This is a genomic window from Halomicrobium urmianum, from assembly GCF_020217425.1.
Classification (GTDB): Archaea; Halobacteriota; Halobacteria; order Halobacteriales; family Haloarculaceae; genus Halomicrobium; species Halomicrobium urmianum.
This window is the reverse complement of sequence record NZ_CP084090.1, coordinates 2,981,378-3,003,230: the sequence shown is the minus strand read 5'-3', so window position 1 is coordinate 3,003,230 and position 21,853 is coordinate 2,981,378. Positions and strand designations below refer to the sequence as shown.

At 71.2% G+C, this 21,853-nt stretch carries 26 protein-coding genes; 10 read left to right on the top strand and 16 right to left on the bottom strand.

Translation table 11 applies throughout. From position 1 onward, the window contains the following. From LCY71_RS15090 to LCY71_RS15070, 5 genes are all read right to left on the bottom strand, one after another. Entirely contained in the window at nt 1–1,167 is a 1,167-nt protein-coding gene (locus tag LCY71_RS15090) for a threonine synthase (protein WP_225333970.1), read from the bottom strand. A 118-nt stretch (nt 1,168–1,285) separates the two neighbouring features. Next, a complete protein-coding gene (locus LCY71_RS15085) occupies nt 1,286–2,356 on the bottom strand; it encodes a DUF1349 domain-containing protein (RefSeq protein WP_225335926.1) in 1,071 nt (356 codons plus the stop codon). After that, nucleotides 2,254–2,532, bottom strand: coding sequence for a hypothetical protein (locus LCY71_RS15080; RefSeq protein WP_225333969.1), 279 nt, complete (start codon nt 2,530–2,532; stop codon nt 2,254–2,256). Before LCY71_RS15080 ends, LCY71_RS15085 begins: the two co-directional genes overlap by 103 nt. Then, complete coding sequence (locus LCY71_RS15075; RefSeq protein WP_225333968.1) at nt 2,529–3,164, bottom strand: hypothetical protein; 636 nt, start codon at nt 3,162–3,164, stop codon at nt 2,529–2,531. The genes LCY71_RS15080 and LCY71_RS15075 overlap by 4 nt, the downstream gene beginning before the upstream one ends. A gap of 15 nt (nt 3,165–3,179) precedes the next feature. Beyond that, entirely contained in the window at nt 3,180–3,749 is a 570-nt protein-coding gene (locus LCY71_RS15070) for a hypothetical protein (RefSeq protein WP_225333967.1), read from the bottom strand. Between the two features lie 294 nt (nt 3,750–4,043). Here LCY71_RS15070 and LCY71_RS15065 point away from each other — a divergent pair, with 294 nt between their 5' ends. Beyond that, nucleotides 4,044–5,309, top strand: a complete 1,266-nt coding sequence (locus LCY71_RS15065; RefSeq protein WP_225333966.1) for an NAD(P)/FAD-dependent oxidoreductase — start codon at nt 4,044–4,046, stop codon at nt 5,307–5,309. 75 nt (nt 5,310–5,384) lie between these two features. Here LCY71_RS15065 and LCY71_RS15060 read toward each other — a convergent pair whose 3' ends face one another. Both LCY71_RS15060 and LCY71_RS15055 read right to left on the bottom strand, forming a co-directional pair. Then, nucleotides 5,385–5,540, bottom strand: a complete 156-nt coding sequence (locus LCY71_RS15060) for a hypothetical protein (protein ID WP_225333965.1) — start codon at nt 5,538–5,540, stop codon at nt 5,385–5,387. A 121-nt stretch (nt 5,541–5,661) separates the two neighbouring features. Continuing rightward, nucleotides 5,662–6,339, bottom strand: coding sequence for a metallophosphoesterase (locus tag LCY71_RS15055; protein ID WP_225333964.1), 678 nt, complete (start codon nt 6,337–6,339; stop codon nt 5,662–5,664). Between the two features lie 101 nt (nt 6,340–6,440). Here LCY71_RS15055 and LCY71_RS15050 point away from each other — a divergent pair, with 101 nt between their 5' ends. The 4 genes from LCY71_RS15050 to LCY71_RS15035 all read left to right on the top strand — a co-directional run bounded on the left by LCY71_RS15050 (nt 6,441) and on the right by LCY71_RS15035 (nt 9,346). Beyond that, nucleotides 6,441–6,587 (top strand): hypothetical protein, encoded by a 147-nt coding sequence (locus LCY71_RS15050; RefSeq protein ID WP_225333963.1) that lies wholly within the window; start codon nt 6,441–6,443, stop codon nt 6,585–6,587. Nucleotides 6,588–6,662: 75 nt separating this feature from the next. Then, entirely contained in the window at nt 6,663–7,784 is a 1,122-nt protein-coding gene (locus tag LCY71_RS15045) for a pyridoxal phosphate-dependent aminotransferase (RefSeq protein ID WP_225333962.1), read from the top strand. A gap of 273 nt (nt 7,785–8,057) precedes the next feature. After that, nucleotides 8,058–8,453: a hypothetical protein gene (locus tag LCY71_RS15040; RefSeq protein ID WP_225333961.1), complete on the top strand. Its 396-nt coding sequence runs from the start codon at nt 8,058–8,060 to the stop codon at nt 8,451–8,453. A 38-nt stretch (nt 8,454–8,491) separates the two neighbouring features. Next, a complete protein-coding gene (locus LCY71_RS15035) occupies nt 8,492–9,346 on the top strand; it encodes a UbiA family prenyltransferase (RefSeq protein WP_225333960.1) in 855 nt (284 codons plus the stop codon). A gap of 16 nt (nt 9,347–9,362) precedes the next feature. On the opposite strand, the gene LCY71_RS15030 is transcribed toward LCY71_RS15035, so the two are convergent. Both LCY71_RS15030 and LCY71_RS15025 read right to left on the bottom strand, forming a co-directional pair. Further along, the gene (locus LCY71_RS15030; protein ID WP_225333959.1) at nt 9,363–10,541 is read right to left on the bottom strand and encodes a redox-regulated ATPase YchF; all 1,179 of its coding nucleotides are present in this window, start codon (nt 10,539–10,541) and stop codon (nt 9,363–9,365) included. Between the two features lie 87 nt (nt 10,542–10,628). Continuing rightward, a complete protein-coding gene (locus tag LCY71_RS15025; RefSeq protein ID WP_225333958.1) occupies nt 10,629–11,624 on the bottom strand; it encodes a polymer-forming cytoskeletal protein in 996 nt (331 codons plus the stop codon). Nucleotides 11,625–11,783: 159 nt separating this feature from the next. Here LCY71_RS15025 and LCY71_RS15020 point away from each other — a divergent pair, with 159 nt between their 5' ends. The 3 genes from LCY71_RS15020 to LCY71_RS15010 all read left to right on the top strand — a co-directional run bounded on the left by LCY71_RS15020 (nt 11,784) and on the right by LCY71_RS15010 (nt 13,695). Continuing rightward, nucleotides 11,784–11,981: a DUF5800 family protein gene (locus LCY71_RS15020; protein ID WP_225333957.1), complete on the top strand. Its 198-nt coding sequence runs from the start codon at nt 11,784–11,786 to the stop codon at nt 11,979–11,981. A gap of 164 nt (nt 11,982–12,145) precedes the next feature. Then, a complete protein-coding gene (locus tag LCY71_RS15015) occupies nt 12,146–13,312 on the top strand; it encodes a thiolase C-terminal domain-containing protein (RefSeq protein WP_225333956.1) in 1,167 nt (388 codons plus the stop codon). Next, the gene (locus LCY71_RS15010) at nt 13,309–13,695 is read left to right on the top strand and encodes a Zn-ribbon domain-containing OB-fold protein (RefSeq protein ID WP_225333955.1); all 387 of its coding nucleotides are present in this window, start codon (nt 13,309–13,311) and stop codon (nt 13,693–13,695) included. The genes LCY71_RS15015 and LCY71_RS15010 overlap by 4 nt, the downstream gene beginning before the upstream one ends. Nucleotides 13,696–13,723: 28 nt before the next feature. Here the strand turns inward: LCY71_RS15010 and LCY71_RS15005 are convergent, their stop codons facing one another. From LCY71_RS15005 to LCY71_RS14975, 7 genes are all read right to left on the bottom strand, one after another. Beyond that, the gene (locus LCY71_RS15005; RefSeq protein ID WP_225333954.1) at nt 13,724–14,539 is read right to left on the bottom strand and encodes an ABC transporter permease; all 816 of its coding nucleotides are present in this window, start codon (nt 14,537–14,539) and stop codon (nt 13,724–13,726) included. Beyond that, the gene (locus LCY71_RS15000; protein ID WP_225333953.1) at nt 14,536–15,360 is read right to left on the bottom strand and encodes an ABC transporter ATP-binding protein; all 825 of its coding nucleotides are present in this window, start codon (nt 15,358–15,360) and stop codon (nt 14,536–14,538) included. Before LCY71_RS15000 ends, LCY71_RS15005 begins: the two co-directional genes overlap by 4 nt. Continuing rightward, nucleotides 15,357–17,243 carry a NosD domain-containing protein gene (locus tag LCY71_RS14995; protein WP_225333952.1) on the bottom strand — a complete coding sequence of 629 codons (1,887 nt, stop codon included), beginning with the start codon at nt 17,241–17,243 and terminating at the stop codon, nt 15,357–15,359. The genes LCY71_RS15000 and LCY71_RS14995 overlap by 4 nt, the downstream gene beginning before the upstream one ends. Nucleotide 17,244: 1 nt before the next feature. Further along, a complete protein-coding gene (locus tag LCY71_RS14990; RefSeq protein ID WP_225333951.1) occupies nt 17,245–17,856 on the bottom strand; it encodes a nitrous oxide reductase accessory protein NosL in 612 nt (203 codons plus the stop codon). 104 nt (nt 17,857–17,960) lie between these two features. Then, on the bottom strand, nt 17,961–18,896 hold the full coding sequence (locus LCY71_RS14985; protein ID WP_225333950.1) for an alpha/beta fold hydrolase: 936 nt from the start codon (nt 18,894–18,896) through the stop codon (nt 17,961–17,963). A gap of 113 nt (nt 18,897–19,009) precedes the next feature. After that, nucleotides 19,010–20,002 (bottom strand): methylmalonyl Co-A mutase-associated GTPase MeaB, encoded by a 993-nt coding sequence (meaB, locus tag LCY71_RS14980; RefSeq protein WP_225333949.1) that lies wholly within the window; start codon nt 20,000–20,002, stop codon nt 19,010–19,012. Beyond that, a complete protein-coding gene (locus LCY71_RS14975; RefSeq protein WP_225333948.1) occupies nt 19,999–20,433 on the bottom strand; it encodes a cobalamin B12-binding domain-containing protein in 435 nt (144 codons plus the stop codon). Before LCY71_RS14975 ends, meaB begins: the two co-directional genes overlap by 4 nt. A gap of 328 nt (nt 20,434–20,761) precedes the next feature. On the opposite strand from LCY71_RS14975, the gene LCY71_RS14970 reads away from it, so the two are divergent. Together LCY71_RS14970 and LCY71_RS14965 are read left to right on the top strand one after the other, a co-directional pair. Beyond that, the gene (locus LCY71_RS14970) at nt 20,762–21,511 is read left to right on the top strand and encodes a PspA/IM30 family protein (RefSeq protein ID WP_225333947.1); all 750 of its coding nucleotides are present in this window, start codon (nt 20,762–20,764) and stop codon (nt 21,509–21,511) included. Continuing rightward, nucleotides 21,511–21,765 carry a hypothetical protein gene (locus LCY71_RS14965; RefSeq protein WP_225333946.1) on the top strand — a complete coding sequence of 85 codons (255 nt, stop codon included), beginning with the start codon at nt 21,511–21,513 and terminating at the stop codon, nt 21,763–21,765. The genes LCY71_RS14970 and LCY71_RS14965 overlap by 1 nt, the downstream gene beginning before the upstream one ends. Nucleotides 21,766–21,853 lie beyond the last annotated feature (88 nt).

The following is a 21,853-nucleotide window of genomic DNA, read 5'->3' as shown; positions in this document are numbered from 1 at the left end:
TCAGACGCCCCGAGTCATCAGGTGGCTCCGCAGCAGGTCGTCCTCCTTGCCGCCGGCGACGGGGTTGACGACGGCCACGGCGTCGTCGGCGTCGAACGCGCCCAGGTCCGCCAGTTCGCGCGCCGCGGCGACGCCGACGCCGCCCGTCGCGCCGACCTCCAGTCCGGTGTCGCCGGCCGCGTCCACTGCGGCGGCGAGCGCGTCGTCGTCGTCCACTGCGACTCCCTCGCCGCCGCTCTCGCGGACCGCGGCGGCGGCCCGGTCGCCGAGGACGGGATCGGGCACCTCCAGCGACCCCACGATGGAGTCCGGCTGCTCCGCCGGGACGACTTCGCCGTCCGCCACGGCGTCGACGACGGGTGCACAGCCCGTCGGCTGGGCCGCGTAGAGCCGGGGCGTCTCGGCCACGACGCCCGCGTCGGCGAGCTGGGTAGCCGCGGCGTCGGTCGCCGCGAGTGTGGTTCCGTGACCGGTCGGGACGACGAGCGCGTCCGGAGCGGACCACGAGAGCGCCGCAGCGACCTCGAAGTAGATTCCCTTCAGCCCCTCGCGGCGGTACGGCGAGGCCGGGCCGACCGGTGCCCAGTCGTCCTCGCGGCCGTCCTCGTAGGCCTCGACCGCGTCGGGATAGCGCCCCTCGACGACGTTCATGTCGCCGCCGTGGACGTTGATCATGGCCTTGTTGACGAAGGGACACCGCGAGGGGACGACCGAGTGGGAGTCCAGCCCGGCCCGCCCGGCGTAGGCGGCGGCCGACTGGCCGCCGTTGCCCGTCGTCGGCAGCGCGACGGCCGCCGCGTCGCCGTCCCGGGCGGCGGTGACCGCCAGCGACAGGCCCCGGTCGGTCGCAGCGCCCGTCGGGTTGCGGCCCTCGTCCTTGACGAGCAGTCGGTCGACGCCGAACTCGTCCGCCAGCGACGGGCACGCCGTCGCCGGCGTGGCGCCCTCGTCCATCGTGACTGCGTCGTCTCGCGAGAAAGGGAGCAGTTCGGCGACCCGGTAGGGGCCCGGGTCGCGCCCGTTCAGGTCGCCGGCATCCGGGACCGCGTCCGCGTCGTAGGTCCCGCGGAGCAGCCCGCCGCAGTCGGGACAGCGGTAGCTCCCGTCGGGCGCCGTCGCCCCGCAGTCGACGCACTCCAGCCCGCGAAACGCCGTCGTCGTGTCCATGGGCCCGACTCGAACGGGCATTGCCTTGTGTGGTGCGATGTGTCGCTCCGGGGGGCGCCGACCGCGGCGGGTGCCGGAAAGGCGGTCCCGTGCGGTCCGCCGCGGCGCCTCCGCCCGGCTACACCTCCCTGAACAGCTCCACGAGGTCGGCGAAGTCGATCTCGTCGTTGCCGTTGTAGTCGAAGGCGTCGACGTTGTCAGTCACTGCCGGGTCGTCCATGTGGTCGAAGTACTCGACGACGTCCTGGAAGTCGGTCTCGCCGTTGCCGTTGAGGTCTTCGTAGTCGCCGTCGCCGTCGGGGTCGTTCACCTCGACGCCGTCGACCTCCGGCAACGGGGAGTGGTCGGGTCCGCCGTCGTCCTCGACGTCGCCCGCGGCGTCGACGTCACCGACGTCGCGGTTGCTCGTCAGCCGCAGGCCGCTGAAGCCGTCGAACTCGGCTGTACACAGCGTCCCCTCGGCGTGGCTGGTGACTGCGAGTCCGACGTAGACGTCGTCCGACAGCGACAGGGACAGGTCGGCGAGCAGCGTCCACTCGACGCCGTCGGGCGAGGAGTAGGCCCGGATCACGTCACCGGACCGGACCAGTCGCTGCCAGGCGTGGTCGGTCGTCCCGCCGGGGACTTCGCTCTCCGACTGGCCCTCGCTGGAGGTAGTGCTATCGGTGGTCCCGCCGGCGCTGGCCCGCCACTGGACGCCCGTCGAACTCGGCCGTCGGCGGATCATGACGTTGGCCGCGCCGGCGTCGCGCGAGTCGCGGACCATCAGACCGGCCTTGGCGTAGGAGTCGGTCTCCTCGACGGCGGCGACCCTGACGGCGACGTCGAAGTCGCCGCCGGCCCGGCCGTAGTAGTAGTGGAACGCGTCCGCCTCGTTCCAGATGTCCGCGCCGCCGCCGCGGACGGCGATCGGGCCGCGACCGCCGGTGCGGTCGCCGGTGGCACTCTCGGTCGATGCGGTGACCGTCGCGGCGCCAGACTCGTTGCCGGCGCTGTCGACGGCGCTGACGGCGATCGCGTACTCGGTGTCCGGATCCACCTGTTCGAGCGTCACGCTCGTGGTCCCGGCCGGGACGCCCCGACTGGTCATGCCGGCGTCGCCGCCGGGTCCGTCGTGGACGATGTCGTACGTGACGTGGTACTGGTCGAGTCCGGAGCCGCCCCGATCGCTCGCGGCGTCCCACTCCAGGTGATCGACGAGGCCGTCGTCTCCGTGACCGTCAGGCCTGGCGGCGTCGACGGCGCCGTCTCGTCGGGGTCAGACGGCGTCGGGGTCGACGGATCGTCGCCCTCGACCTCGGCGGCCCACTCCGAGAGCCACTTGCGGAGCCCGCTGTCGGGCACGTCCAGCGTGTGCGCGTTCACCGGCAGGTCCGGGTACCCGCCGACCGCGTCGGGATGCGGGATCCAGTAGCCGTACTCGGAGTCGAGCCGGTCGTTGCCGGCGCGGTTCCGGATCTCCCGGACGATCCGCTCGTCGTTGGCGGTCCGATCGGCCGGCCGCGCGCCGGGTTCGCCAGGTTGTGCTGCTCGACCCGTGAGGACGACATCGCGGAGAAGCCGGGCGGCCACAGCGGCTTGCTACCGACCGTGCCGGTCTTGACGAAGTCGACGTCCGAGTCGATCTGCGGGTCCGCCGTGACGTTGTCCTCGCCGTAGACCGTCCCGCTCCCCTCGACGATGGACTCGCCCGTCGCGGCGGTCCCGGTGAACTTGTTGCCGACCCAGGCCGTCTCGGCCGAGCCGTCGGTGCTACACGCCTCGTCGAAGAAGTACGCGAAGTTGTTCGCGACGACGCTGGTCGTGTCGCTCTTGAGTCGCGGTACGCGGTTGCGCACCTTCGACCAGACGTTACCCAGCAGCGCGACGCGCGTGGCGCCGTCGCCGACGAGGGTGGCGTAGTTGTGGTCCGAGCCGTCGCCGTAGGGGTCATACAGCCCCTCGTAGATGAGGTTGTTCGAGTACGTCGTCCGGTCGGTGTCGTAGCCGACGGACATGCACTCGTCGGTACCCTACGAGGCCGTGCAGTGGTCGATGACGTTGTTCGTCGTCTCGTCGGCGGTGTTGATCGAGTCGTTGCCCTGGATGTCGCCGTCCGAACCCGGTCCGATCCGCGAGCGGACGTGCTGGACGACGCAGTCGTTCGCGGCGACCTGTACCATCCCGTTGATGAACGTGATCCCCGGCGAGGGCGCGGTCTGACCCGCCACCCAGCACTTGTCCTCGGTGATCTGGAGGCGGTCGCCGCCGAGGTCGATCGTGCCGCTCGTCTCGAAGACGACCACGCGCGCGCCCGACGCGTGGAAGGCCGCCTCGACCTCGCTGCGCGTCGGTTCGGTGATTCTGTGGACGTCGACGTCCTCCGCCTCGAGCCACGGCGCCACGTCCGCGAAGCCGTCGCTCGGCGATATCTCGGCCGTCGTGACGGCCGCGCCGGCCGCCCCGGACAGGGCCGCCGTGCCGACCGCGCCGGCGAGCGCCTGGCTCCCGACTAGCTTCACGAAATCGCGCCGATCCGTGCCGAGCGCTCCCGAATCGAACGGTGCCGATTCCCCTCTGTTGTCGTTCGCGTGTTCCCGCATGTGTATTCCTCCCTGAGTAGTATCGAAATCGCGACCGCACAGGAGCGGACCGTGCGGCCGCCACCCCGTTCGTCCCGTGAAACGTAGGGGGATGCCGGCCGGGACCACCCCAACCCGGCCGGCGCCTAGTTAATTACGTCTGCATAAATTAAAATTTTTGTGTGTATCTGGTACAGCTCGGCTCACCCTCGATCGATTTCGTTTCTGATCGGACGGAGGCACCAGGAGCGAGCAGGCCGTCTGACACCCGACGTCCCCCGGATCATTTTACGGGACCCGTCCAAAGCCGTCAGTATGGAATACGTCGTCGCCGGCGGCGGACTGGCGGGGCTGACGGCGGCCGCGCACCTGGCGGAGTCAGGCGCGGACGTGAGGGTGTTCGAGCGGGCGGACCGGGTCGGCGGACGTGTCGCCTCCCGGACCGTCGACGGCTACACGCTGGACAGGGGCTTCCAGGTGCTCTTCACGGCGTATCCCGCCGTCCGGCGGGAGCTGGACCTCGACGCGCTGGACCTGCGCTCGTTCACGCCGGGTGCGACCATCGCCCGGCCGGGCGAGCGATCGGTCCTGGCGGACCCGCTGGGCGCGCCGGGCGAGGCCATCGAGACGCTGCTCAACCGCGAGGTGCAGTTCGGGGACAAGCTGCGCGTGTTCCGGCTCCAGCGAGCGCTCGCCGGGGACGAACCCGCGGACATCCTCCGGCGTGGCGGGTCGACCACCGCCGACTACCTCGTCGCGCAGGGGTTCTCGCGGGCCTTCGTCGAGTCGTTCGCGAAGCCCTTCTTCGGCGGCATCACCCTCGACCGGTCGCTGGGCACCGACAGCGCGGTGTTCGAGTACGCGTTCAAGATGATGGCAGAGGGGCGCACCGCCGTCCCCGCCGACGGGATGGGCGCGATTCCGGCGCAACTGGCCGAGCGCGCCCGGGCGGCGGGAGCGCGGATCGAGACCGGCCGGACGGTCGACGCGGTGGACGGAGGAGACGAGGCGGACGCCGACGGCGCGACCGTCACCGTCGGCGGCGAGGCGGTCGCTGCCGACGGAGTCGTGGTGGCGACGGATCCCCCGACCGCCCGGGAGCTGACCGGCGTCGACGGGATACCGACCGAGGGGCGTGGCTGCGTCACCCAGTACGTGAGCCTGCCGTCGGGGGGGCGGCCGGAGACGGACCGGCGGCTCGTGCTGAACGCAGCGGACGACCGGCCGAACCACGTCGCACCGATGTCACGGGTCGCTCCCGAGTACGCGCCCGAGGGCCGTGAGCTGTACGCCGCGACCTTCCTCGGGACGCAGGAGAACAGCGACACGGCGCTGTTCGACGAGGTGCGCTCGGCCCTGTCACGGTGGTACCCCGAGGCGAGCTTCGCCGACCTGGAACACGTCGCCACGGACCGGATCCCGTTCGCGCAGTTCGAACAGCCGCCGGGGTTCCTGGCGAGGCTGCCGGCCCCGACGGCGCCAGCGGGTCCGGTCGTGCTGGCCGGCGACTACACCCGCTGGTCGTCGATCCAGGGCGCGCTGGAAAGCGGACGGATCGCCGCCGAGACGCTGCTGGAGTGACCGGCGATCGCGGTAGCTGTTGGGCGTCGGTGCGGCGAGAACTCGACCGACAGCACGGACGACGGTACCGGACCGTCAGGCACCGTGGCCGCCGGTCCTACTCGAGTTTCCCTCTTCGTCCTCCTCGACGTCGAGGATCGCCGGGACGTAGTAGAGCGTCGCGGCGAGGAGCAGCAGCGACGCGACGACGGCAATCCCGATCAGCGCCAGGGCCGTATTCGTCATGACCATGCCCGACGGTGGACCCGGCGACCTCAAGAATCTGCCGTTTCATACGGACTGTCGTAGCCGTTCTCCGGTTCCGCCGTCGTCGGTGGGAGGTCGTACCGGCACTGGCCGACGACCGTCCGTCTCACAGCATCCGCCGGATCTCCCCGAGCGGCGGAAATTCCAGGGGCTCCTCGCTCGCCTCGTCGTAGACGATCGGCCGGAACCGGTCGGCGTCGGTGATCAGCGGCGACTGGAAGTCCGCAGTCGACATTCCCCCGACGTCGACGCCGGCCAGCAGGCGGTTGAACGCGGGCAGCATCAGCACGTCGGCGCCCTCGTAGGCGTCCTCGGCGTACAGGTAGCAGGCCCGCCGCTGGCCCTCTATCTCGACGGTCGGATGGTCGTGGCCGACGACGTAGAGGTCGGCCTCGGCCTCCGGCGGCTCGTGACCGTGGAGCACCACCGCGTCGCCCACCCGGTACTCGCGCTCGGTCGGTCCGTCCCACGCCACGTCGAGCATCGTGTCGTGGTTCCCCGGCGTCACCACGGGCCGAGCCCCGGCCTCGCGACAGGCCGCCGCCAGCGCGTCGACCGTGCGCCGGACCGACCGCGGGACCGTCGAGAAGGAGTGCAGCAGGTCGCCGCCGAACACCACCGCTCTGGGCTCGTAGCGCTCGACCAGCGCCTCGAAGCGCTCGACCACGTCCGTCGCGCCACCGACGGGCAGCTCCAGGTTCGAGGTCCCCTTCCCGACGTGGAGGTCAGCGAGCACGAGCGCCTCTCCGAGGACGACCGCCCGGTCCCGGTAGGTGGGCTCCATCGCCCGGTCGTCGGGGTTCTGCGGGCTTAGGGCTGGCGGGAGCGTCGGCGCGGTACCGCCGGACCGGTGGCCTTTCGGTGTCGTCGGCCGAACGGCCGTCCATGAGCGACCTGGAAGACGCGGTCGAGGAGTTCCTCTCGGCGGCCGACACCTGCTACTCGGAGTACGATCAGGGATACGAGGACGCAGACGCGACGCTGCGGCGCCTCGAACAGCACGTCGAGGAGCTACGCGAGGCAGCGGAGTAGCGCCCCGCTCCCCGACGCTCCCGGGCCCAGCGGGCGATATCAAGAGTTATCGGCGTCGGCGCCTCCCGGTAGGGTATGACGGACTTCTCACGACGCGTGGAACGGGTGTCCATCTCGGGCATCCGCGAGGTGTTCGAGGCGGCCGGCGAGGACGCGATCAACCTGGGGCTGGGCCAGCCCGACTTCCCGACGCCCGAGCACGCCCGCCAGGCGGCGGTCGAGGCCATCGAGGCCGGGAAGGCGGACGCCTACACCTCGAACAAGGGGACGCGGGAGCTCCGGGAGGCCATCGCCGAGAAGCACGCGCGGGACAACGACCTCGACGTCGACCCCGAGGACGTCATCGCGACGGCCGGCGGGAGCGAGGCGCTGCACATCGCGCTGGAGGCACACGTCGACGAGGGCGAAGAGGTGATCTTCCCGGACCCGGGCTTCGTCTCCTACGACGCGCTGACCCACCTCGCCGGCGGGACGCCGAAGCCGGTCGAGCTGCGCGATGACCTGACGATGGACCCCGCGGCCGTCGAGGCAGCGATCACCGAGGACACCGCGGCGTTCGTGGTCAACAGCCCCGCGAACCCCACGGGCGCGGTCCAGTCCGCCGAGGACATGCGCGAGTTCGCGCGCATCGCGAACGACCACGACGTGCTCTGTCTCAGTGACGAGGTGTACGAGCACATCGTCTTCGACGGCGAGCACCGCTCGCCCGCCGAGTTCGACGAGGGCGGCAACGTGGTCGTCGTCAACGCTTGCTCGAAGGCCTACTCGATGACGGGCTGGCGGCTGGGCTGGGTGACCGGCGCGAGCGACCGGATCGAGCGCATGCTTCGGGTCCACCAGTACGGCCAGGCCTGCGCCTCCGCGCCCGCGCAGTACGCCGCCGAGGCGGCCCTCTCCGGCCCGCAGGACCCGGTCGACGAGATGGTCGCCGCCTTCGAGGAGCGCCGGGACGTCCTCGTCGACGGCCTGGCGGACGTCGGACTGGACTGTCCCACGCCCTCGGGCGCCTTCTACGCCATGCCCGAGGTCCCCGAGGGGTTCGTCGACGAGGCCATCGACCGCGGCGTCGTCGTCGTCCCCGGCGAGGCCTTCGGCGAGGGCGGGGCGGGTCACGCGCGCATCTCCTACCCCGTCGACGTCGAGACGCTGAAGGAGGCCCTGGAAATCATGGATGAGGCGTACCAGGCGGTGCAGTGACGGGCGCAGCGCTGTAAATCGCCTCGGGGTCAAGTGGTTCGAGACGCCGTCGCCGTCTACTTCTTCTTCTCGATGAGTGGCGTCTACTCCGGCGACCCCACGTCCAGCAGGCCGTGCTCGTCCTGCGCGGCGTCTAGTTCGTCGCCATCGCAGCGCTGAGCTGCGTGACAGTGAAGTGACCGCCGCAGACGTCGCGTCCTCGATTGGTTCGCCGGGAGCGCTGCGAAAACTGTCCGACAGGTCGATAGGCCTGGCGCCCGTACCGTGTTCCCGATGGATCACCTCGCGCCCTCGAACGTCCCCGTCTACGGGACCCGCGACGAGCAGCGGGCTATCTGGGAGCGCTGCGCCGAACGCGGCCAGCCGGTGCTCGCCGTCCGGGACGCCGAGCGCGGGTTCATCGTGAAGTACGACCTCCAGCACCTGGGGCGGGAACTGGACGACGGCGCCGTGCAGGCGCTCCGGGACCGCGTCCGCTCGCGGCGCTCGTACCCCACCGACACCGATCCCATCTCCGAATCGGAGGCCGTCGGCGGCGAGGCCGGGCCCGTCTCCGGCGAACTCCACGCCCCGACGGAGGCCGCGGCCCGCTCGCTGGCCTCGTACATCTCCGGGTTCGTCCTCGACCGCTCCAACTGGCGCTCCCGGGAGTCCCGGCGGCCCCGTTAGCTGTTGTTATTTTAACACGTCGGCCCGTACGGTAAGGCATGGGTGTCGCTCGCCACGGCGCCGGCCCCGCAGCCGACCTGCGGGCGCTGGCGTCGCAGGTCCATCCCGTGTTCATGCTCCCGGCGGTGTCGGCGTCGCTGTTCGGCGGGCTGTACGCCGAGTCGTTCGCGCCCGCAGTCGCGGCGATCCACGCCGTCGCCGTCTTCTGCGCGCTGTACACGGCCCACGTCAAGGACGGCTACGTCGACTTCTACGGCCGCGGCGAGGACGACGACCACCCGCTGACAGAGGGGGGCTGTCGGCTCGCGCTGGCCGGCGCGACGACCGGCTTCTTCGCCGCGACGCTCGCGCTCGTCGCGCTGGTAAACGTCGTCGCCGGCCTCGTGACGCTGCCGTGCTGGCTGATCGCGTACCACCACGCGCCGCAACTGGACACCAACCCCGTCACGGCGACGGTCGGCTACCCCACCGGCATCGCCGTCTCGCTGCTCGGCGGCTACTACGCGCAGGCGACGGCGTTCGGGCCGACGATCCTCGGGCTCGCCGGCGTGTTCCTGCTCACGCTGTCGGGCATCAAGGTCATCGACGACGCCACCGACTACGACTACGACCGCTCGATCGACAAGCGCACCGTCGCCGTCGTCCTCGGCCCGCTGCGGGCCCGTCGGCTGGCCTACGGGCTCATGACGACGGGAATGGTCACCGTGGTCGTACTGGCGGCGCTCGTTCCGGGCGTCCCGCCCTCCGCGGCGCTGGCCGCCGTCGCGTTCGGCGCCGTCGCGCTGATCGCCCGCGACGCCGGCCCGGAACTGGCGACGATGCTGTTGATCCGCGGCGCGTACGTGTTCCTGGCCGTCCTGCTGGCGGCGGTGTGGCTGCGGCCGCTGAGCTGATCGGCGAGAGAAACCGTCAGTTCGAGCTGACGATCTTGATCACGTCGCCCTCCGCCAGTTCGTGGTCCTCGGCGATTCGCCGGTTCTCGCGAGCGTCGACGGCGTGGAGGTAGGCGTCGCCGATGTCGGAGTGGACGTCGTAGGCCAGGTCCAGCGGCGTCGACCCGGTGGGCAGCAGGTGAGCGTCCGGCAAGACGTTGCCCTGGCCGTCCGTCCACTTCGACTCGTTCTGGACGGGATAGACGGTGATCTGATCGAGCAGTTCGTAGACGGCCCGGTCCAGCGCTGTCTGGATGCCGGTGCCGCCGTGTTCGGCCATGACCTCGCGGATCTGTTCCAGCCCCGCCTGCTGGTCGTCGCTGACGTCGCCGACGATCTCGAAGTCCTCGTCGCCGGGGTCGTAGTCGACGACGCCCGCCTCGGCGGCCCGGCGGAGGCCGAGTTCGCCGTCGGCGGTGGCCGGGACGACCAGGTCGGCGGCCGCCTGCAGGCGTTCGAGGTTCTCCGGCGGTGCCACGTCGGCCTTGTTGGCGACGACGACGATGGGCTTGGTCCGGCGGCGGATGTCGCTGGCCAGCGCCTCTCGGTGCTCGTCCTCCCAGGCGATGGGGTCCTCCGGGTACTCGAGGTCGCGCAGCGCCCGCGCCACGTCGAGTTCGGTCGCGCCGACGCCGGTCAGCATGTCCGTCAGCGCCTCGTCGATGTCGAAGTCCGGCGACCGCGACGCGCGCTCGACGGACTCCCAGTTGCGCTCGACGATGGAAGCCAGCCAGAGGTCCATCTCCTCCTCGACGAAGTCGACGTCCTCGACGGGGTCGTGGCTCCCGCGCTCGACGGGCTCGCCCTCCTCGTTGGTCGCGCCCGAGGCGTCGACCACGTTGAGGATGACGTCGGCGTTGGTCAGTTCGTCAAGGAACTGGTTACCCAGGCCGCGGCCCTCGTGGGCACCCGGGACGAGACCGGCGACGTCAAGTAGCTCGACGGGCACGTAGCGCTTCCCGGCCCGGCAGTTGTCGTTGCCGCACCGCTCGTCGCGGTCCAGGCAGGGGCAGTCGGTCCGGACGTGGCTGACGCCTCGGTTCGGGTCGATGGTGGTGAACGGGTAGTTCCCGACGTCGACCTCCGACTCCGTCGCCGCCCGGTAGAACGTAGACTTGCCGGCGTTGGGCTTGCCCGCCAGCGCGATAGAGAGCATGCCATTCTCTACCGGAGTCTGTGGCAAGGGGATTTCGGTTCTTTCAGTTCGGTGAGTCGCGGCGGTCCGTACCTGTCGGACCAGCGATTAGTCTGACGGCTCGGCCGCGCCGGCCTCGGACGCGCCCTCGTCGCCGTCGGCCTCGTCGGCCTCGTCGGACGCGTCGGAGTCGTCCGTAGCGTCGTCGCCCTCCAGTTCCTCGGCCATCTCGATCATCGCCTCGGCGGTCTCGTCGGGGCGGTCGAGCACCTCGTCGGTGTGCATCTCGACCTCACCGCGGGCGCGGATGGTCCCGTCGACGGTGGCGTTCTCGTGGAGCGCGACGTCGTCGGCGGAGACATCGCCCCAGATCTTGGCGCCGGGGCCGATGCGGACGGTCCCGCCGCGGGTGGTGACGTCGCCCTTGATCTCCGAGCCGCGGCCGACGACGACGTCCTCGCGGGCCCGGAGGCTGCCGAAGACGGTGTTGTCCCGACCGACCTCCAGCGACTCGGCGCGGAGGTTGCCGTGGAGGCGGCAGTCGTCGCCCACCACGGCGGGCGTCGAGACGCGCCAGACGTCGTCGCCCACGCGGGCGCCCCGCGGGATCAGGACGGGGTCGCCCTCGGCGTCGTCGCCGGCGACCTCCGTCAGCACGTCCTCGGCGGCCTCCTCCTCGCCGATGCGCAGCAGGTGCGAGAGGTAGACGAACAGGAAGACGACGGTGGGCATCGGGTTGCGGATGACGATCCAGCCGTTGGCCTCGAAGCCCTCCTCGATGTCGACCTCGTCGCCGATGTCCAGGTCGCCCGCGACCCGCAGTTCGCCGCCGACGTGGACGCGCTCGCCGACGTAAGCGTCCTCGCCGACGAGGACGTCCTCCTCGACGTCGCACCACATGTCGAGTCGGCAGTCCCCCTCGGCCTCGATGTGGCCGCCGAAGGAGACGCGCTCCCCGGCGATGACCGACCGGCCGCGGACGCCGAAGTCGACGGTGCTCTGGCCCCCGACGACCACGTTCCCGTCGGTCACCAGGTCGTGCTCCTCGACGGTGGTCCCGTCGGGGATGACGAGCCGGTCCAGCGGGTCGGTCCCTATCGACACGTGCGAATGACTCGTTTCCGGCGTATTAAACCCTGAGGATGGCGATGACGAGTGTCTGACGGGCGTCTGACGGAGCGCCGCGTCGTCGGCCCGCTCTCGAACGGAACGGGGCCGGGGCGCATCTACAGGCTTTTATTCGGCGTCGGTCTAGACGGGAGCATGACTCTCCTCTCTTTCGACGAGCAAGGCGTCGACGTGGTCTACGAGGGAACGGAGTTCCGCCTGGAGAAGGCCCTCATCGAGGACGCGACCGGCAAGTCCTACCCCGACGTCACCGACCACGAGGTGCTCAAGATAGTCGAACCCGAACCGACCCTCTCGGGGGAGGCCCAGCGGATCGCCGAGATCGTCGAATGAACCGTCCCGCTGTTTCGTTCCCACGTGTGTGATTATACGGCTCGGACCCACAGATTCCGATTGTCGCGAAAATACGGTTAACGGGCTGTTTCCACAGGGTATCGTCCCCGACGAGGCCGCCATCGGCGGCAGGCATTTAAGTACGGAGCACGCACTGGTAGGTAATGTCAGACCCACGCGTTGCGGGGGCCAGCGTCACCAGGTTCGGGAAACATCCCGAACGGACCGGCCGCGACCTCTTCGCGGAGGCGGGCCTGGCGGCGCTGGACCGCTCCGGCGTCCCCGCAGACGACGTCGACGCCCTCTACTACGGCAACTTCATGGGCGAGATCGCGGAACACCAGGGCCACCAGGGCCCGCTGATGGCCGAGGCCGTCGGCCTGACCGTGCCGGCGACGCGCTACGAGGCCGCCTGCGCGTCCTCCGGGGCGGCCATCCGCGACGCGGTGCGGGCGATCAGGAACGGGGAGCAGGAGGTCGTCCTCGTCGGCGGGATGGAACGGATGACCAACGTCGGGACGGCGGCGGCGACCGACGCGCTCGCCATCGCGGCGGACGACCTCTACGAGGTCCGCGCCGGGATGACCTTCCCCGCCGCCTACGCGCTGATGGCGCGCTCGTACTTCGACGAGCACGGCGGCACGCGCGAGGACCTCGCCCACGTCGCCGTCAAGAACCACGAGCACGCGCTCGTCAACGACAACGCCCAGCTCCAGAAGGAGATCAGCGTCGACGAAGTGCTCGACGCGCCCATGGTGGCCGAACCGCTCGGGCTGTACGACGCCTGTCCCATCACGGACGGGGCCTCTGCGGCCGTCCTGACCAGCGAGGACTACGCCGAGCGCCACGGCCTCGACGCGCCCGTCGCGGTCACGGGCACGGGGCAGGACGGCGACAACCTGGCGCTGCATGACCGCCAGAACTACGCCGCGACGCCCGCTGCCGCCGGTGCCGTCGCGGAGGCCTACGCCGACGCCGGCATCGACGCCGACGACGTCGACTTCGCCGAGGTCCACGACTGCTTCACCATCGCCGAGGTGCTGGCCATCGAGTCGATCGGCCTCTACGAGCCCGGCAAAGGCATCTCCGCGGCTCGCGAGGGCGAGACGACGCGCCACGGCGAGACCCCGATCAACCTCTCGGGCGGCCTCAAGGCCAAGGGCCACCCCGTCGGCGCGACCGGCGTCGCACAGCTCGTGACCATCACGAAGGTCCTGGAGGGGACTCACGCGCGAGCCGACGCCGTCCCGGCCGCGGACGTCGGCGTCGCGCACAACGCCGGCGGCACCGCGGCGAGCGCCACGATTCACGTCTTCGAGGTGAAAGCATGAGCGAGCGCGTCCGCAACGGCGCGTACGACGACTGGCTCGACGCCATCGGGGACGACGAGGGCTACTACGTCGAGTGCGAGAACGGCCACGGCTGGCTCCCGCCGCGGCGGGTCTGCCCGGACTGCGGCTCCCGCGAACTGAGCGAGGAACCGCTGCCCGAGGCCGGCGAGGTGGCCACCCACTCGACGGTCCACGTCCCGACGCCGCAGTTCGAGGACGACGCGCCCTACGTCATCGCCGTGGCCCACTTCGGTCCGGCGTCGATCACGGGGATGGTCCGTGGGGCCGACCCCGAGGACGTCGAGATCGGCACGGTCGTCGGCGTCGAGGTCGGCGAGCGGGCGACGACGGGCGACCGCGCCGTCGTGTTCCGGCCGCGGTAGCGTCGGTCGGCGACCGCCGCCGTCGCGATCACTCCGACCAGACTATCACGCTGGCGAGCGCGAGCGATCCGACGAACCAGGCGAGGAGGCTGACGGCGCCCGGCAGCGGCGACGGAGCCGGAAAGCTCCCGCTCTGGACGGGCGCCGCCGCGAGCGAGAGCACGAGACCGCGGAAAGCGCTGGCGGGACTCGCGGCCAGCGCCGGCCCGAGGTTCGCCGGTCCGATCAGGCCCTCGGCGACGCCCGCGAGCAGGGCGAAGTCGATTCCCAGCACGACGAGCAGGACGGCCGTGACGGCCAGGGCGACGGCGCGGCGGCGCGAGCGCGCGACGGCCGACAGCGGCATGACGACGGCGAGCACGACGAGGGCGTAGACCACCGCGAGGAAGGCGAACCGGGCGTAGTACGTCGGCGAGTCGACCGTCGCGTGCGACGCGAGGAAGGAGGGCGCGGGCTGGTCGGTCAGCGGGACCGCGAGCACTCCCAGCACCAGCGGCGCCGCGACGGCGACGGCCAGGAGGGCGGCCCGACCGAGGTACGTGCCCGCGACGTAGGTCGCGCGGTCGATGGGATAGGTTCGGAGTACTTCCAGTTCGCCGCGCGCCTCGTCGGCGACGACGGCGCGGTAACCGAGGCCGACGGCGAGCACCGGTACCAGAACCTCGACCGGCGTCGCCAGGTTCAACACCAGCGGCAGGTAGCCCCCGGCGCCCCCGAGCAGCGGGACGGCCAGAACCGACAGCCCGAACAGCGCGGCGAGCAGCAGGTACGCGGGCGTCCGCAACAACGCGTCGAACTCGCGCTGAGCGAGCGCGAGGACCTGATCGCCCCGGTCCGCGCTCACGCCTCGTCACCCCCGGATGCGACGCTCACGGCCCCGCCGGCGCCACTGCGCTCGATGAGGTCAGCCAGCGCCGCGTCGAGCGTCTCGGTCCCCGTCTCGTCGATCAGGTCGTCCGGCGAGCCCGCCGCGACCACGTGCCCGTCGTCGAGAACGAGCACCCGGTCTGCCATCTGGTAGACGGCGCCGATGTTGTGCGTCGCCAGCAGCACGGCCGACCCGTCGTCGGCGATGCGACCGATCACCGACGAGATGTGCTCGACCATCGCCGGGTCGAGGCCGCTAGACGGCTCGTCCAGCACCAGCAGCGGGGGGTCGCCGATGGTCGCCTGCGCGATGCCGAGCAACCGGGTCATCCCGCCCGACAGGGCACCGGCCCGGCGGTCCGGCACGCTCTGGAGGCCGACGGTCGAGAGTTTCGCGTCGACGTCGACCCCGGTGCCGGCCAGCCGGCCGTAGAACGTCAGCGTCTCCGCGACCGTGAACTGCGGGTGGAACGCGGGCGTCTGCGGGAGGTAGCCCACCGGTCGCTCCGAGTCGCTCGCGATCCGGACCTCGCCGCCGTCCGGGGCGAGCAGACCCGCCACGACCCGCAGAGCGGTCGTCTTGCCGGATCCGTTGGACCCAACGACGCAGACGACCGACCCGCGCTCGACGTCGAAGGAGAGCCCGTCGAGGACCTCGACGTCCCCGAACGACTGGGAGACGTCCTCGACGGTCAGTAGCGGGTCGCCGCCGGACTCCGCCGGCGCATTCGTCGCGGTCTCGGCCTCTGTCCCCGACCCGGTCGCACCCGGTCGATCGGAGACCGAGTCGCCCGTCACGACTCGTTCACCTCCGCGAGCACCTCGGGTCTGACGGGGTCCGCCAGCGGCGCCGTGTCGACGACGGCGCTCCGGCGGAGGCCCGGCGTCGCGGACTGAACGCCCCTGAACAGGTCGAACGCCGGTGCGCGGCTCATCGCGGTCCCGGCCGGCGACCGGCCGAGCGTGCGGTCGACGCGGGACGACGGGCGGTGGATCCGATCGAGCGTCCCGTCGCCGTCGCGGTCCAGGCCGCGGGCGTCGGCCCAGTAGTTCCCGCGGCCGTCGCTGGTCCAGACGTGGACCGGACCGCTGCCGGGGGGAGCCGGCTGGCCGTTGCCCGCGACGTCGTTGGCGACCACGACGTTCGTCGGGACGATGGTGTCCGCCCGGATGCCCCGGTCGTTGCCGACGACGGTGTTGCGCGTGTACAGCGACCGGGTCGCCCCGGCGGACATCCCGACCCGGTTGTCGACGAGGACGTTCCCGACGACGTAGGACGCGTCGCCGGCCATCGAGACCCCGATGCCGCTGTCGCGCACGTCGTTGTCCGCGATCACGTTGCCGCGCGGCCGGGTCATCACCACCACGCCCATCTCGGCGTCGGCGACGGCGTTGTCCGCGACGAGCGTCCCCGAGGTGTACATCTCGTGGACGCCGTATCGCAGGCCGCGCATGTCGCTGTTCCGGACAACGGTGCCGTGCGAGCGGTGGGTGTACACGCCGTCCCGCCCGCCGCGGACGGTCGCGTTCTGGACGACCGTCGGCGAGTACATCGTCAGCACGCCCATGAACCCGTCGCGCCAGTCGTCGGCGCCGTCGACAGTGACGTTCCGGACGACGGTTCCGGGACTGTACCGCACGAGGACGCCGTTGGACGGCGTCTCGATCGCCACGTCGGCGACCAGCGACCGCTCGGCGTCCGAGAACAGGACGGCGGCGTCCCCGCGGCCGTAGGCGAGTTCGACCCGCGAATCCCACCCCGACGCGTTCCCGGTCGGCGAACTAACGCCCACGGGACCGACGCCCCGGATGCGCAGGTCCGCGACGGCGACGCGCGAGGCGTTGGCGCGGATCACCCTGTCGTCGCCTCCGCCGTCGACGACGGTCGCGTCGCCCGCGCCGCGGACGGTCAGCGGCTTCGTGACCGTGACGTTCGACTCGTAGGTCCCGGGCGGGAGATACACCGTCGTGTTCGGCGGTGCGCGGTCGACGGCGTCCGCGAGCGTCGGCGCGTCTTCGCCGACGACGACCGACCGGGGTCGGTCGAGGAGGTCCCGGCTGTCCGCGACGCGGTCGTCGGCCCAGCGCGTCCGGTTTTCCCTGATCGAACGCAACTGCTCGGTCCCGGCCCTATCGCGGTCGGCGTACTCCGCCCGAACCGTCTCCCAGTCGACGACGCGGCCGCCGTGTTCGTCGGCGAACGACTCCGCGTCGCCGTCCGTCTCGAAGGGCACGACGGCCGGTCCCGCCGTGGTCCGGGCCGCGCCGTCGACGACGTAGCTGGCCCGCTCGGCCCTGATCCAGCCGACGCCCGGGTCGTTCGTGACGACGAGGTATCCCTCGGGCGTCAACTCGAGACCGGCGCCGCTGAACTCCGTGACGAACACCCCCAGCGGTTGGCCGAACTGCCGCTGTGCCTGTCCGCTATCGAGGTGGGACGCGGCCGCCTCCAGTCCGTAATAGCCGATGACGTACTGGTACTGCGAGTAGAACGCCTGGGCACGGGGCAGCGCGTAGCCAGCGTGCTCGGCGGCGCGGACGTCCAGCCCCGTCATCCCCATCGACAGCGTCTCGTCGAACGGGACTGGGGAGAGCTCGGCGCCCCCCGGCTGGACGGCGAAGGCGGTGCCGAACAGGAGCAGGGTGAGTGCGACGACGGCCAGCGGGTAGCGCACGTCCATCTCAGGACTGCCGGAGGCTGGAGATGGTCTCCTCGGTCACTTCGTCGAGCGTCGCCAGCGACCCGCCGTGTTCGTCGGCGAACGACTCCGCGTCGGCCTCGTCGGAGAACGCGATGAGGTCGCGGCCCATCGCGCCCTTGACCTCGGAGCCGACGACGAACGTGACCGATTCGGCGTCGACGAAGGCGTCCGCCTCCGGGTGCGTGGAGATAAGCAGGTCGCCCTCGGCCTGCGTCAGCGAGTAGTCGACCGACGAGTAGTCTGTCACGTACACGACCTGCCGCTCCCAGTCGCGCTGGAAGTCGTACTGAAACGCCTCCCACGTGCTGTCGAACCGGGCCGGGTTGTCGTGCCCCGACGGCTGCTGGTCGCGGTAGAAGATCTCGGTCGACGGTCCCGGATGGTTCGGAATGACCATCCCGCAGACGTCACACGAGTGCTCGGTCGTCAGCGTGATCGGTTCGGGGACGTCTCCGCCGTCGCCTCCCTGGCACCCGGCCAGAGAGCCCGCGATGACGGCCGCCGAACCGGCCACGACGGTACGTCGAGTGAGGTGGTTACGACAGTCGTGCGTCCCGTGACGGTGTTGCTCCGAGGGGCATGAGTCTTGCATGGGTTTGTCACTTCCGCCCTACGTCGACGGGTACCCGACAGTTCGAACGAGTCGGTTAAGTTCCCGTCGCCGATTCCCGGAAGATGAGACCCGCGAGAGTCCAGTCAGTGCGTGACGGTCGCGTACTCCTCGCGGACGACGTCGGCGAACTTCTCGGGATGCTCGACGTGCGGTAACAGGAGGGTCTCGTCGAAGACGATCAGCCGCGCGTCGACTTCCTCGGCCAGCGCCTGGCCGTCCGAGAGGGGCGACACATCGGCCTCCCGGCCCCACACCAGCGTCACGGGGGCGTCGACGTCGCGCAGCACGGCGTCGAGGTCCTCGTCGGGGTCGAGGAAGCCGGCGAGGAAGGAAGCCGGCGCGAAGCGGGCGCCGGGCTGGTGGGCCGTCTGCCACTCGCGGGCGAGCACTTCGTCGTCGAGGTTGTCCATGTCGTAGTAACCGTGGTCGCCGTGGAAGTGCCGCAGGCCCGCCTCGCTGACGACGAGGTTGTGCAGTGCCTGGCCGACGACCGGCGAGCGCACCAGCGATCGGACCCAGGTGCGCCGGCCGCCCATCGAGGTGTCCGTCGGAGCGATCAGCACGAGGCGCTCGACCGGCACCTCGCGGGCCGCCATCGCGGCGTAGGCCCCCGTCAGCGAGGACCCGACGACGATCGGTCGCTCGCTCTCGTCGGCGAGGAACTCCTCGACGAACGTCGCGAGCAGCGACGACGAGTACAGCAGCGGGGGCCGATCGGAGCGCCCGAACCCGGGTAGGTCCGGCGCGATGACGTGGTAGTCCTCGCCCAGCGCCTCGAAGATCCGGTCGAACTCGTGGTTCGAGGCGGCCGCGTTGATCCCGTGGAGGAGGACCAGATCGGGGTCGTCCGGGTCGCCGATCTCGTCGTAGGCCACCTCGAACCCGCGCCACCGGTAGATGTGGTGGTCGCCGGGGAGGAACGGTTCGAGGTCGTCCGCGCGCGCGGACAGCGCTCGGTTACCGAGCGCCGCCGCGCCGACGGTTCCGGCCGCACCAGCCAGGAGGCTCCGGAGCTTCATACGTTCACACTGGTCCGTGGCGGATATATACGTGGTGCCGGCAGGCCCCCGACCGCGACACCGTGGCGGGTCCGACGCCCGCTCCCGGGCGCGACCGCCACCCCCGGTCGTCGTCACTCGCCGTCGCCGCTCCCCTCGCGGCGCTCCCGGACGCACTCCCGGAGCGGCGCCAGCACCGCCTCCGCGACGGAGTAGGGGTCGGTCTCCCGGGCGACGACGCGGTCGACCTGCTCCTCGAGGCCGCCGCGGGCCGCCAGTTCCTCGGCGAGCAGGTCGCGCGTGTCCTCCCGCAGGAGGGTCCGCACCGCCGCCGCGTACCGCTCCCGGACCTGCTCCTCGCGGCGGCCCGACGACTCCAGCCAGTCGAGGTGGTCGGCGACCGCGTCGACGAACGCCTCGACCCCCTCGCCGCGGTCGGCGACCGTCTCGAGGATCGGCGGGTCCCACGCGGGAGCGTCGTCTTCGCCCTCGCTCCGGCGCTGCTGGAGCATCTCCCGCAGTTGCCGCACGGTCCGGTCGGCGCCGTCGAGGTCGGCCTTGTTGACGGCGAACAGGTCGGCGATCTCGAGGACGCCGGCCTTGAGCATCTGCACGTCGTCGCCGCTGCCGGGCGGGACGAGCACCGCGACCGTGTCCGCCGCGCCGACGACCTCTACCTCGTTCTGCCCCGCGCCGACCGTCTCGACGATGACCACGTCCGTCCCGAAGGCGTCGAGCGCGGTGACGGCGTCCGTCGTCGCCGTCGAGAGTCCACCCAGCGTGCCCCGGGCGGACATCGAGCGGACGAACACGCCCGGGTCACCCGCGTTGGCGCCCAGTCGGATCCGGTCGCCCAGGACTGCGCCGCCGGTGAACGGCGACGCGGGGTCGACCGCGATGACGCCGACCGTCCGTCCCCGCTCCCGGTAGGCCGCAGCGATGCGATCCACGAGCGTCGACTTGCCGGCCCCTGGCGGGCCCGTCACGCCGATCACGTGCGCGCCGCCGGCGTGTCGGTGCAACGCTGCGACGTCCTCACGGTAGCCCGGTGCCCGGTCCTCGATGCGCGTGATCACGCGGGCCAGCGCTCGCTGGTCGCCCGCCAGCAGGTCGTCGACGAGGCTCATCGCTCCCGCTCGGGGGCGTGCTCGCGGACGTACTCGATCGTTTCCGTCATCGACGCGCCGGGCCCGAAGATCTCGTCGACGCCCTGCCCCAGCAGCTCCGCCTGGTCGCCCTCGGGGACGATGCCGCCGACGAGAACGAGCGTGTCCGCCAGCGCGCCGTACTCCCGCAGTCCGTCGAGAATCTGGGGCACAAGCGTCTCGTGGGCGCCCGAGAGGATGGAGACGCCCAGCACGTCCACGTCCTCCTGGACGGCCGCCTGCACGACCTCCTCGGGGGCCCGGTGGAGCCCGGAGTAGATGACCTCGAACCCCGCGTCCCGGAACGCCCGCGAGATGACGTGCGCGCCGCGGTCGTGTCCGTCCAGCCCCACCTTCGCGACCAGACAGCGGATAGGTCGCTCCTCCGTCTCCCGTCGCCGGTCCGCGCTCATGCGACTTGCTACCACGCGATGCTGTTTCACTCTGACGGTGGTCCCTGACGTGGGCCAGCGAGCGGCGCTACGGCGGCCGCTGTGGGTCAGCGCAGGCGTACCGTCCGGCCGCTGTCAGTAACGCCGTACCGTCCGCACCACCGGACGGACGTCACACGGGGCGAGCAGAGACCCCCTTGGGTTCCCGTTACTGACAGTCCCAGCGGACACAGGGCGGGGTTTGTTCCGTACACGAGAGCATAACTAAGCCCGTCTCGTCCCTGTGCCATCGCGTGCTTCCGAACCGACTCCGACAGCCGACAGATCGCCGCGACCGCGGAGGGAAGTCGTGACGCTCTTCGACCGCATCTCCTTCGCCGTCAGGGCCTGGCTGAACGACCTGCTGAACCGCACCGCGGACCCGTCGGCGGAACTGGACTACTCCTACGAGCAGATGCGGGACGAGCTGCAGGAGGTCAACCGCGGCATCGCCGACCTCACGACCCAGAAGAAGCGCCTGGAGCTGCACCGCGAGCGCCTCCGCTCGAACGCCGAGAAGCACGACGAGCAGGTCCGCGAGGCGGTCCGGCAGGAGCGCGACGACCTGGCCCGGCGAGCGCTCCAGAAGAAACACGCCGCCACCGACCAGATCGCCGACCTCGACGAGCAGATCCAGCGGCTCCAGGCCACGCAGGACCGACTCGTCCAGCGGCAGGTGGACGTCCGGGGCCGGATCGAGGGGTTCCGGACGCGCAAGGAGACGCTCAAGGCGCGCCACGAGGCGGCGCGGGCGTCGGCGCGCGTCGCGGAGGCGTTCACGGGCGTCGGCGGGGAGATGGGCGACGTCAGCCGCGCCATCGAGCGGGCCAGCGAGCGCACCGAGCAGATGGAGGCCCGCGCGGCGGCGCTGGAGGAGCTCGAGGAGACCGGCGCGCTCGACGACATCCTCTCCGACGGCGACGAGATCGACCGGGAACTGGAGCGGCAGTCGACCGAACAGCGCGTCGATCGGGAACTCGAGGAGCTGAAGACGCAACTGGGACGCGAGACCGAAGCGACCGACTTGGAGGCGGCGGAGACCGAGGAGGCGGCGAACTGATGGCGCGCGGATCCCCACCGGGAGCGAACCGCGAGCGAGGCGGGGAGAGCGCGTCGGAGCTCGAACGGCTGCGGTCACGACTGGAACGGACGGAGCAGCGGACGCTGCAGGTCGAAAACGCCCTCCGCGCGGTGACCCGGGAAGCGACCGGGCTCTCGGTCGGCGGGCCCTGCAACAGGTGCCACCGGAGCCTGCTGCTCGTCGGCCGCGGGGAGGTGTCCTGTCCGCAGTGCGGGTACCGCCACTCGCGGTGACGCGGTCGGCCGCCATCCGGTAGCGGCGTCGCGCGTGGGCGCCGCGTCGATGGCACCGGCGCGTACGTGGTCGGCGCTACGGCGCAGC